11 protein-coding genes are annotated in these 10,507 nt (G+C 72.3%); 7 read left to right on the top strand and 4 right to left on the bottom strand.

What is annotated here, in order from left to right:
* Nucleotides 1-123: 123 nt before the first annotated feature.
* Nucleotides 124-882 carry an enoyl-CoA hydratase/isomerase family protein gene (locus tag ACZ4A5_RS11830; protein ID WP_467581638.1) on the bottom strand — a complete coding sequence of 253 codons (759 nt, stop codon included), beginning with the start codon at nucleotides 880-882 and terminating at the stop codon, nucleotides 124-126.
* Between the two features lie 75 nt (nucleotides 883-957).
* Between ACZ4A5_RS11830 and ACZ4A5_RS11825 the strand changes: the two genes are divergently transcribed.
* Nucleotides 958-1,596 carry an HdeD family acid-resistance protein gene (locus ACZ4A5_RS11825; RefSeq protein WP_467581635.1) on the top strand — a complete coding sequence of 213 codons (639 nt, stop codon included), beginning with the start codon at nucleotides 958-960 and terminating at the stop codon, nucleotides 1,594-1,596.
* A 126-nt stretch (nucleotides 1,597-1,722) separates the two neighbouring features.
* Nucleotides 1,723-2,226, top strand: coding sequence for an ATP-binding protein (locus ACZ4A5_RS11820; RefSeq protein ID WP_467581632.1), 504 nt, complete (start codon nucleotides 1,723-1,725; stop codon nucleotides 2,224-2,226).
* Here the strand turns inward: ACZ4A5_RS11820 and idi are convergent.
* The 3 genes from idi to galE form a co-directional block, all read right to left on the bottom strand.
* The gene (gene idi, locus ACZ4A5_RS11815) at nucleotides 2,201-2,812 is read right to left on the bottom strand and encodes an isopentenyl-diphosphate Delta-isomerase (protein WP_398868614.1); all 612 of its coding nucleotides are present in this window, start codon (nucleotides 2,810-2,812) and stop codon (nucleotides 2,201-2,203) included. The two genes, ACZ4A5_RS11820 and idi, sit on opposite strands and share 26 nt — an antisense overlap.
* Before the next feature lie 56 nt (nucleotides 2,813-2,868).
* Nucleotides 2,869-3,813 carry a cation diffusion facilitator family transporter gene (locus ACZ4A5_RS11810; protein WP_467581628.1) on the bottom strand — a complete coding sequence of 315 codons (945 nt, stop codon included), beginning with the start codon at nucleotides 3,811-3,813 and terminating at the stop codon, nucleotides 2,869-2,871.
* Between the two features lie 170 nt (nucleotides 3,814-3,983).
* Nucleotides 3,984-4,967 carry a UDP-glucose 4-epimerase GalE gene (gene galE / locus ACZ4A5_RS11805; RefSeq protein ID WP_467581625.1) on the bottom strand — a complete coding sequence of 328 codons (984 nt, stop codon included), beginning with the start codon at nucleotides 4,965-4,967 and terminating at the stop codon, nucleotides 3,984-3,986.
* Between the two features lie 290 nt (nucleotides 4,968-5,257).
* Between galE and ACZ4A5_RS11800 the strand changes: the two genes are divergently transcribed.
* Genes ACZ4A5_RS11800 through ACZ4A5_RS11780 form a run of 5 tightly spaced genes read left to right on the top strand, consistent with a single transcriptional unit; the run spans nucleotide 5,258 to nucleotide 10,505 of the window.
* Nucleotides 5,258-7,066 carry a DUF5941 domain-containing protein gene (locus ACZ4A5_RS11800; RefSeq protein ID WP_467581737.1) on the top strand — a complete coding sequence of 603 codons (1,809 nt, stop codon included), beginning with the start codon at nucleotides 5,258-5,260 and terminating at the stop codon, nucleotides 7,064-7,066.
* Nucleotides 7,063-7,800: a phosphocholine cytidylyltransferase family protein gene (locus tag ACZ4A5_RS11795; protein ID WP_467581622.1), complete on the top strand. Its 738-nt coding sequence runs from the start codon at nucleotides 7,063-7,065 to the stop codon at nucleotides 7,798-7,800. The genes ACZ4A5_RS11800 and ACZ4A5_RS11795 overlap by 4 nt, the downstream gene beginning before the upstream one ends.
* Nucleotides 7,788-8,849, top strand: a complete 1,062-nt coding sequence (locus ACZ4A5_RS11790) for an iron-containing alcohol dehydrogenase family protein (RefSeq protein ID WP_467581619.1) — start codon at nucleotides 7,788-7,790, stop codon at nucleotides 8,847-8,849. Before ACZ4A5_RS11795 ends, ACZ4A5_RS11790 begins: the two co-directional genes overlap by 13 nt.
* A complete protein-coding gene (locus ACZ4A5_RS11785; RefSeq protein WP_467581616.1) occupies nucleotides 8,827-9,612 on the top strand; it encodes a CDP-alcohol phosphatidyltransferase family protein in 786 nt (261 codons plus the stop codon). The genes ACZ4A5_RS11790 and ACZ4A5_RS11785 overlap by 23 nt, the downstream gene beginning before the upstream one ends.
* The gene (locus ACZ4A5_RS11780; RefSeq protein WP_398868619.1) at nucleotides 9,609-10,505 is read left to right on the top strand and encodes a glycosyltransferase family 2 protein; all 897 of its coding nucleotides are present in this window, start codon (nucleotides 9,609-9,611) and stop codon (nucleotides 10,503-10,505) included. The genes ACZ4A5_RS11785 and ACZ4A5_RS11780 overlap by 4 nt, the downstream gene beginning before the upstream one ends.
* Nucleotides 10,506-10,507 lie beyond the last annotated feature (2 nt).

Genomic DNA, 10,507 nt, shown 5'->3' with positions numbered 1-10,507 from the left:
GGGGGGGGGGGGAAGGTTGCATAAGGGAGCGACGAGCGGCGGGGGGGGGAGGGTGGGGGGGGCCGAGGGAGATGGGTGGGGGAGAAATTACGCTCCCCCCCCCCCCCCCCCCCCCCGCGGCCGTCAGGCCGGACCGGGCACCCGCCAGGCGAACCGCGGAGCCCGTCGCTCCAGGAACGCCGCGGCGCCTTCCGCCGCCTCACCGCTGCCGCGGGCCTCCCGCGCCCAGTGCTCCCACCGCGCGTCCCCTTCCGCCGCGGTGAACTCCTTCGCCGCCACCTGTGTGAGCAGCGACCGCGACGCCAGCACCCGCGCGAACTCCGCCACCCGCTCCCCGAGCGACTCCGCCGGCCACACCTCGTCCACCAGGCCGGTGCGCAGTGCCCGTTCGGTGTCGATCAACTCGGCGGAGAACAGCAGGTACTTGGCCGTCGACGGCCCCACCAGGGCGGCCAGCCGCCGGGTGGACGACGCCGCGTAGACGATCCCCAGCCGCGCCGGGGTCACCCCGAAGGACGCGCCCTCCGCCGCGAAGCGCAGGTCGCAGGCGGCCGCGAGCTGGACGCCACCGCCCACGCAGTAGCCGCGGACGGCCGCGAGCGTCGGCTTGGGGAAGGCGGCCAGCGCCTCCTCGGCCGCGACGGCCAGATCGCGGGAGCCCTCGCCGCCGTCGGTGAGCGAGGAGATGTCGGCGCCCGCGCAGAAGGTGTCGCCCTCGCCGGTGAGCACCAGGACGCGTACCGCCTCCTCGGCCGCGCAGCGCTCCAGCAGGCCGGGCAGGGCCCGCCACATGCCGTTGGTCATGGCGTTCCGCTTGGCGGGGTTGGCGATACGGACGGTCGCGGTGCCGTCGGCGATGTCCAGATGCAGTGCGGGCTCCATGGTCCGGATGCTATCCGGGCGCGATTCCATGATCCGACCTATGATCAAAAAAGGGGGCGCTACGAGGAGGCGCTCATGTCCAGGGGCACAAGGCGGTCACCGGGCCACAGGCTCAGCCGCAATTTCGGGGTGCTGGCGTTGCTGGGCGGGATCCTGGTGCTCGCCGGGCTGGTGGGGCTGGCCTATGTGGGGTTCGCGACCCTCACCACGATGCTTCTCTTCGGCTGGCTGCTGCTGCTCGGCGGGCTCGTCGGCCTGGTGCACGCCGTCCAGTCGCGGGGCAGCAGCTTCTTCTGGCTCGGCGTGGTGGTCGCGGCGCTGAACATCGCCGCGGGCGTGGTGGTGATCCGGCGGCCCGAGGTCGCGGCCGTGGGCCTGACGATGTTCGCCGCGCTGCTCTTTTTGACCGGCGGCGTCTTCCGGCTGGTGGGCAGCCTGGTGGTGCGCGGCCCGCAGATGGGCTGGACGCTCGTGCAGGGCGCCTTCGGGCTGCTGCTGGGCATCCTGGTGCTCGGTGACTGGCCGCACAGCAGCCGCTATGTGATCGGCACCTTCTTCTCCCTCGCCCTGCTCTTCGACGGGCTCGGCCTGATTGCCCTCGGGGTCGGGGGCCGCCGGGTCGTCGGCCTGGTCTCGGAGGCGGTCTCGGAAGAAGGTGTTCCGGATCGTTCAGCGAACAGCGGCCAGGGCGGCCAGGAACAGTCGCGTGGGTGACGCTGGCATACGCACGCGATCAAATCCCGTCGATAGGCGCTGACTTGTGTTCAGAATGCCGGTGCGGACCCTTACGTTCCCAACACTCGAGGGGCGGTCGACCACGGTGAGGGGTTGGTATCGGACATGGAGATCCTCGGGAGCGTTCCGCCCGAACCGGGACAGGTCCCGCCGCCGCGCAGACCGATCGAGTTCGACGGCGCCTGGCGGTTCACCGCTCCCGCACGGGACTCCTCCGTGCCCCGCGCCAGACACGCCGTCCGCGACCTGCTGGGCCGTCAGCGGGTGCCGCTGCGCGACGACCTCCTGCACGGCCTGCTGCTGATCGTCTCCGAGCTGGTCACCAACGCCGTGCAGCACGCCGCGCTGCTCTCGCCCGAGGTCGCCGTGGAGGTCTCCATCGGCCCGCACTGGGTACGGGTGGCCGTCGAGGACGACCACCCGTACCGGCCCAAGCCCCTGGAGGCGGACGACGACCGCATCGGCGGCCGGGGCCTGCTGCTGGTCAAGACCATCTCGGACGAGGCCGGCGGCCTGTGCGACGTCGAGCACACCGCGAGCGGCGGCAAGGTGGTCTGGGCCGCCCTGCCGCTCGGCACGCCGGCTACCAGCCCGCTGCGTCCCCGGTGATCTCGCGCACCACCGGACGCGCGGTGTCCAGCACATCCATGAACCACGCCGAGAACGTGAACTTCTCCCGCAGCTCGTCGAGCTCGGCCGGGGTCACGAAGGCCGTCTCCTCGACCTCCTCCGGGTCCGGGCGCAGCGCCGCGCTCACGGTGCCCACGAAGAGGTGGTTGAACTCCTGCTCGACCAGGCCCGACGCCGGGTCGGGGTGGTTGTAGCGCACGGTGCCCGCCTCGCGCAGCAGCGAGGGCGCGGCGCCCAGCTCCTCGCCCGTGCGGCGGGCCGCCGCGACGAACGGCGGCTCGTCCGGATAGGGGTGGCCGCAGCAGGTGTTGGACCAGACGCCGGGGGAGTGGTACTTCCCGAGCGCCCGGCGCTGGAGCAGCAGCCGCCCCTGCTCGTCGAAGAGGAAGACCGAGAAGGCGCGGTGCAGCCGCCCGGGGGCGATGTGCGCGGAGAGCTTCTCGGCCGTGCCGATGGTTCTGCCGGACTCGTCGACCAGTTCCAGCATGATCGGTTCAGCTGTGCCGTCGGAGGTGGGAACCGTCGAGTCGTCGGCGGACAGGCCCTTGGCAGGTGTGATCGGCATTGACCATCCTCGTAGTCGGTCTTCGACCCTCAAGTCTGCCGTACGCCGTCGTGGCGTCAATGACAGAGTCGCGCCTCGTGCGCCGCGTGGCCGCCGGGCTCCAGCTGGAAGGTGCAGTGCTCGACGTCGAAGTGCTCGCCGAGGCAGCCCTGCAGGTCGTGGAGCATTTTCTCGTGTCCGGCCGAGTCCAGCGTCACGTGGTCGACGACCACGTGCGCCGACAGCACCGGCATCCCGGATGTGATCGTCCACACATGAAGATCGTGCAGGTCGGCCACCCCGGGCAGCGCCATGATGTGTGACCGGATCTCGTCCATGTCGACGTTCTTGGGGGCCGCCTCCAGCAGGACGTCCAGCGCCTCCCGCAGCAGCTTGAGCGTGCGGGGCACGATCATCAGGCCGATCAGCAGGGACGCCACGGGGTCCGCCTGCGTCCAGCCCGTGGCCATGATGACCAGGGCGGAGATCACCACGGCCAGGGAGCCCAGGGCGTCCGAGAGGACCTCCAGGAACGCCCCGCGCACATTGAGGCTCTCCTTCTGGCCGCGCATCAGCAGGGCCAGCGAGATCAGGTTGGCCACCACACCGACCAGGCCGAAGACCACCGTCGTGCCGCCGGGCACCTCGGTGGGGCTGGCCAGCCGCTTGATCGCCTCGAAGAGGATGAAACCGCCCACGCCGAGCAGCAGCAGACAGTTCAGCAGGGCGGCCAGGATCTCCGCACGGGCGTAGCCGTAGGTGCGGCGGCCGCCGGGCGGCCGGTTGGCGAAGTGGATCGCCACCAGCGCCATGCCCACCCCGACCGCGTCGGTCGCCAGGTGCCCGGCGTCCGCGAGCAGTGCCAGCGAGCCGGTCAGCGCGCTGCCGACGATCTCCGCGACGAGCACCGTCAGGGTGATGCCCAGCGCGATCCGCAGCCGGCCCCGGTAGGCCGCGGCGGCCGTGCCGGTCGCCCCGGGCGGGGGTCCGTGCGAATGGCCGTGGTCGTGCCCTGCGCCCATGGAAGCCGCCTTACGAAACGATGCCCGCCCGGCAGGCGGACGCCGGCCGGGCACCCAGTGAACTACGGGTGGGGGGTATCGGGCAACGCGGCACTGAACACCGTTGTCATATGCTCTGACCTGCGGCGATGCCAACAGGGACGGTCATGGGTCCGACCTGCGGCGACCGGTCAGGAGCGGGCCTCGCGATGGTGGTGGCACCAGCCTTCCCAGGCCGAGGCGACCATGCTCCGCACCCCGTGCACCGGGCTCCAGCCGAGCTCCTTCGCGATCAGTTCGTTCGAGGCGACGACACGCGCCGGATCACCCGGACGGCGCGGCTCGACGACGGGCGCGGGCTCCGCGCGGCCGGTCACCTCGGCGATCAGGTCCGCCATCTCCCGTACGGACACACCGCTGCCCGTGCCCACGTTCAGCGTGAGGTCGCCCGTGCCCGGCCGCTCCGCGAGCCGCCGGGCGGCCGCCAGGTGGGCGGTGGCCAGGTCCTCGATGTGGATGTAGTCACGGACACAGGTGCCGTCGGGTGTGTCGTAGTCGTCACCGAAGATGCGCGGGCTCTCGCCCCGCGTGAGCCGGTCGAACATCATCGGGATGATGTTGTAGACCCCGGTGTCGGCCAGCTCCGGCACGGCCGCGCCCGCCACGTTGAAATAGCGCAGGCACGCGGTGGACAGCCCGTGCGCGGCCCCGGTGGCGCGGACCAGCCACTCACCGGCGAGCTTGGTCTCGCCGTAGGGGTTCATCGGCAGGCACGGCGTCTCCTCCGTGACGAGGCCGACGTCCGGCATGCCGTAGACGGCGGCGGAGGAGGAGAAGACGAAGCTCCCGACGCCCGCCGCGACCACCGCCTCCAGCAGGACCGTCAGGCCGTGCAGGTTCTCCCGGTAGTACAGGAGCGGCTTCTCCACCGACTCCCCGACCTGCTTCTTCGCCGCCAGGTGCACCACACCGGTGACCTCCAGCCCGGCGAACGTGCGGTCCAGGAGCTCACGGTCCAGCACGGAGCCCCGCACCAGCGCGCACTCCGCGGGCAGCCGTCCGGCCACGCCCGTGGACAGGTCGTCCAGCACGGCGACGCGCTCCCCGGCGTCCACCATCGCCCGCGCCACGTGCGCCCCGATGTACCCGGCTCCACCTGTGATCAGCCATGTCATGTCGGCACCCTAATCCAGCCCGGGCAAGGGTCCTGTCCCTTCACCTCTGTCCGCCCCCGCGGTGCCCCCCTTCCGCACGCCTCCCGGAACCCCACAGGCGGCCCGAGCGTCCAGTCAGTGTCGGGGAAGCCCGGGCACACGTGCGGTGAACGGCACCTTCCGTTGATCCGATAGCCTCTGCCGACGTGCCCGCACGCCGCCCGCCCCGTAAGGCCGGCGCGTGCCACGCCCGCTGCCCGGACGCCCCGCGGACCGAGGCGGCCGCATCCGCTTCCAAGGAGTGAGTTCGTCTGTCGACCGCCATCGTCACCGGTTCGCCGCCTGTCGGCTCCTCCCTGGAGGAGGACCTGCGGTCCCTGGGCTTTCGCGTACGCGTGGCCGCTGACGCCGCCGCCGTCACCACCGAGCTCGCCGCCGTCCCCGCCGAGGAGCGGGTCGCGCTCGTCGACGCCCGCTTCGTGGGTCACGTCCACGCCCTGCGCCTGGCGCTCACCGACCCCCGCTTCCCCGCCGCCGCCGTCGAGGGCGCGCTGACCGCGCGGCCCGAGGCCCGCGCCGCCCTGGCGCGCGCGGCCACCGGAGCGGCCCTGCCGGAGGACGGCCCCGAGGCCGCCCTGCCCGACGCCCTCGCCCACCGGCTGGAGGCCGAGGGCGTCGCCCCGCACCGCCCCGACCTCGGCGTCCTGGTCGCCACCGTGCCGGCCGACGCCGACATCCGGGCCAAGGCCGAGGCCGACGTCCGGTCCGTCGACGACGAGGCCGTACGGCTGCGCTCCGCCGTGAAGTCCCGCGACGGCTTCTTCACCACCTTCTTCATCAGCCCGTACTCCCGCTACCTCGCGCGCTGGTGCGCCCGCCGCGGCCTGACCCCCAACCAGGTCACCACGGCCTCCCTGCTCACCGCCCTGATCGCGGCGGGCTGCGCGGCCACCGGCACCCGGCCCGGCTTCGTCGCCGCGGGCGTGCTGCTCCTCTTCTCCTTCGTCCTGGACTGCACGGACGGCCAGCTGGCCCGCTACTCCCTGCAGTACTCCACGCTCGGCGCCTGGCTCGACGCGACCTTCGACCGCGCCAAGGAATACGCCTATTACGCGGGCCTCGCCGTCGGCGCGGCCCGCGGCGGCGGCACCGACGACGTCTGGGCGCTCGCGCTGGGCGCGATGGTCCTCCAGACCTGCCGCCACGTCGTCGACTTCTCCTTCAACGAGGCCAACCACGACGCCGCGGCCAACACCAGCCCCACCGCCGCCCTCTCCGACCGGCTCGACAGCGTCGGCTGGACGGTCTGGGCCCGCCGCATGATCGTGCTGCCCATCGGCGAGCGCTGGGCGATGATCGCGGTCCTCACCGCCCTCACCACGCCCCGCGTCGTCTTCTGCGCCCTGCTCATCGGCTGCGCGCTGGCCGCCTGCTACACCACCGCGGGCCGCGTGCTGCGCTCCCTGACCAGGAAGGCCCGCCGCACCGACCGCGCCGCCCGGGCGCTCGCCGACCTCGCCGACTCCGGGCCCCTCGCACAGCTCGCTAGCCGCACGCTCGGCCGGACGATGGCGGCCGGCACCTACAGCGCCCCCTACTGGGCGCTGCTCGGGACCGCCGCGCTCTTCGTCTGGCCGCTGGTCGCGCACTCGGTGGGCACCTGGCGGGCCGTGCCGCAGGCCGTCGTCTACGCGATCCTCGCCGGGGTGGCCGTCGCGCACCCGCTCAAGGGCCCGCTCGACTGGCTCGTACCGCCGGTGTTCCGGGCCGCCGAGTACGGCATGATCCTCGCCCTCGCCGCCACCTCCGGCGTCCCCGGGGCCCTGCCCGCGGCTTTCGGCCTGGTGGCCGCGGTCGCCTACCATCACTACGACACGGTGTACCGCATCCGCGGTGGCACCGGGGCGCCCCCGCACTGGCTGGTGCGGGCGATCGGCGGGCACGAGGGGCGGATCCTGGCGGTCTCGATCGCCGCCGCCCTGTGGCACGACCAAGGTTTCACGATCGCGCTGACGGTCCTCGCGACCGCCATCGCGCTCACGGTGCTCATCGAGAGCATCCGCTTCTGGGTGTCCTCCGGGGCGCCCGCAGTACACGACGAATCAGGAGAACCCGCATGATCGGCCTCGTGCTGGCCGCCGGCGCCGGACGGCGTCTGCGTCCCTACACCGACACTCTGCCCAAGGCCCTGGTGCCGGTGGACGGCGATACGACCATCCTCGACCTCACTCTGGCCAACTTCGCCGAGATCGGTCTGACCGAGGTCGCGATCATCGTGGGCTACCGCAAGGAGGCGGTGTACGCCCGCAAGGAGGCCCTGGAGGCCAAGTACGGCCTGAGCCTCACCCTGATCGACAACGACAAGGCCGAGGAGTGGAACAACGCCTACTCCCTGTGGTGCGGCCGGGACGCCCTCAAGGACGGCGTGATCCTCGCCAATGGTGACACCGTGCACCCCGTCTCCGTCGAGAAGACCCTGCTCGCCGCCCGCGGCAACGGCCAGAAGATCATCCTCGCCCTCGACACGGTCAAGCAGCTGGCCGACGAGGAGATGAAGGTCGTCGTGGACCCCGACAAGGGCGTCCAGCGCATCACCAAGCTGATGGATCCGGCCGAGGCGACCGGCGAGTACATCGGTGTCACCCTGATCGAGGGCGAGGCCGCCGCCGAGCTGGCCGACGCCCTCAAGGTCACCTTCGAGCGCGACCCCGACCTCTACTACGAGGACGGCTACCAGGAGCTCGTCAACCGCGGCTTCAAGGTCGACGTGGCGCCCATCGGCGACGTCAAGTGGGTCGAGATCGACAACCACGACGACCTCGCCAAGGGCCGGGGGATCGCGTGCCAGTACTGACGAGGCTCATCCCCTCGCCGGTCGTCGTCGACATCCGCGCCGGAGCGCTGGACGATCTGGCCGGCGTCCTCGCCGACCAGCGCATCTCCAGCTCCGGCAAGCTGGCCATCGCCATCAGCGGCGGCTCCGGGGCGGTGCTGCGCGAGCGGCTCGCCCCGGCGCTGCCCGGCGCCACCTGGTACGAGGTCGGCGGCGGCACGCTGGACGACGCGATCAAGCTGGGCGACGCCATGAAGAAGGGGCACTACGACGCGGTCGTGGGCCTCGGCGGCGGCAAGATCATCGACTGCGCGAAGTACGCCGCCGCGCGGGTCGGCCTGCCGCTGGTGGCCGTCGCGACCAACCTGTCGCACGACGGCCTCTGCTCGCCGGTCGCCACCCTCGACAACGACGCGGGCCGCGGCTCCTACGGCGTGCCCAACCCCATCGCCGTGGTCATCGACCTCGACGTCATCCGCGAGGCCCCGGCCCGGTTCGTCCGGTCCGGCATCGGCGACGCGATCTCCAACATCTCCTCCGTCGCGGACTGGGAGCTCTCCCACCGCGAGACGGGCGAGTCGATCGACGGCCTGGCCGCCGCCATGGCCCGGCAGGCCGGCGAGGCCGTGCTGCGCCACCCCGGCGGCGTCGGCGACGACGGCTTCCTCCAGGTGCTGGCCGAGGGCCTGGTCCTCACCGGCATCTCGATGTCGGTGGCCGGCGACAGCCGCCCCGCCTCGGGCGCCTGCCACGAGATCAACCACGCCTTCGACCTGCTCTACCCCAAGCGGGCCGCCAGCCACGGCGAGCAGTGCGGCCTCGGCGCGGCCTTCGCGATGTACCTGCGCGGAGCCCGCGCGGAGTCCGCGCTGATGGTCGAGGTGCTGCGCCGCCACGGGCTGCCGGTGCTGCCGCAGGAGATCGGCTTCAGCACCGAGGAGTTCGTGCGGGCCGTGGAGTTCGCCCCGCAGACCCGCCCCGGGCGCTACACGATCCTGGAGCACCTCGCCCTCTCCACCGACCAGATCAGGGACGCTTACGCCGACTATGCCAAAACCGTCACTAGCTGAACTCCGTCCGGTCGTGCACCCCGGCGGCCTCAAGGACCGGCGCAGCGGTGAGCACTGGGCCGGGCGCCTGTACATGCGCGAGGTCTCGCTGCGCTGCACCCGGGTGCTGCTGAACAGCAGGCTCACGCCCAACCAGTACACCGGCCTGATGATCCTCGCCGGCGTGGCGGCGGGCGCGGCCCTGCTGGTGCCGGGCCTCACCGGCGCGATCCTGGGCATGCTGCTCATCCAGCTGTACCTGCTGCTGGACTGCGTCGACGGCGAGCTCGCGCGCTGGCGCAAGGTCACCTCGACGACCGGTGTCTACCTCGACCGGGTGGGGCACTACCTCTCCGAGGCCGCTCTTCTGGTGGGTTTCGGCATCCGCGCGGCGGACGTCTTCCACAAGGACGGCGCCGCCACCCAGTGGCAGTGGGCGTTCCTCGGCACGGTCGCCGCGCTCGGCGCGATCCTGATCAAGGCCGAGACCGACCTGGTCGACGTGGCCCGCGCCCGCAGCGGCATGGCGGCCGTGGAGGACTCCGCGGCCACGCCCCGCTCGTCCGGCATGGCGCTGGCCCGCAAGGCCGCGGCCGCGCTGAAGTTCCACCGGCTCGTCGGCGGCGTCGAGGCGTCGCTGGTGATCCTGGTGGCCGGCATCGCGGACTTCTTCCATCACGACCTGTTGTTCACCAGGATCGCGGTCGTCCTGCTCGCGGCCGTCGCCGTCCTGCAGACTGTGCTGCACCTCGTGTCCATCCTCGCTTCGAGCAGGCTCAAATGAGTGCCCCCTCACTGAAGGTCGGCGCGGTCGTCCTCACCATGGGCAACCGCCCCGCCGAGCTGCGCGCGCTGCTGGAGTCCGTGGCCAAGCAGGACGGCGACCCGATCGAGGTCGTCGTCGTCGGCAACGGCTCCCCGCTGCCCCCGCTCGCCGTGCCCGGACTGACGGTGCGGACGGTCGAGCTGTCCGAGAACGTCGGCATCCCGGCCGGCCGGAACGTCGGCATCGAGGCGTTCGGCCCCGCCGGGCGCGACGTCGACGTGCTGCTCTTCCTGGACGACGACGGACTGCTGCCGGGCCAGGACACGGCGGAGCTGTGCCGGCGGGCGTTCACGGACGACCCGCGGCTGGGCATCATCAGCTTCCGCATCGCCGACCCCGACACCGGGGTCACCCAGCGCCGCCACGTACCCCGGCTGCGCGCCTCGGACCCCTTGCGGTCCTCGCGGGTGACGACCTTCCTCGGGGGCGCCAACGCCGCCCGTACCCGGGTCTTCGCCGAGGTCGGCGGGCTGCCCGACGACTTCTTCTACGCGCACGAGGAGACCGACCTCGCCTGGCGGGCCCTCGACGCGGGCTGGATGATCGACTACCGCGCGGACATGGTGCTGCACCACCCGACGACGGCCCCGAGCCGGCACGCGGTCTACCACCGGATGGTCGCCCGCAACCGCGTCTGGCTGGCGCGGCGCAATCTGCCCGCCCCCCTCGTCCCGGTCTACGTGGGGGTGTGGCTGCTGCTGACCCTGGCGCGGCGGCCCTCGCTGCCCGCGCTGCGCGCCTGGTTCGGCGGCTTCCGGGAGGGCTGGTCGACGCCGTGCGGCCCACGCCGTCCCATGAAGTGGCGTACCGTGTGGCGCCTGACCCGACTGGGTCGCCCTCCCGTGATCTGACA

The organism is Streptomyces sp. NPDC025618, from assembly GCF_055558795.1.
This window is presented reverse-complemented; position numbering and strand designations above follow the sequence as displayed.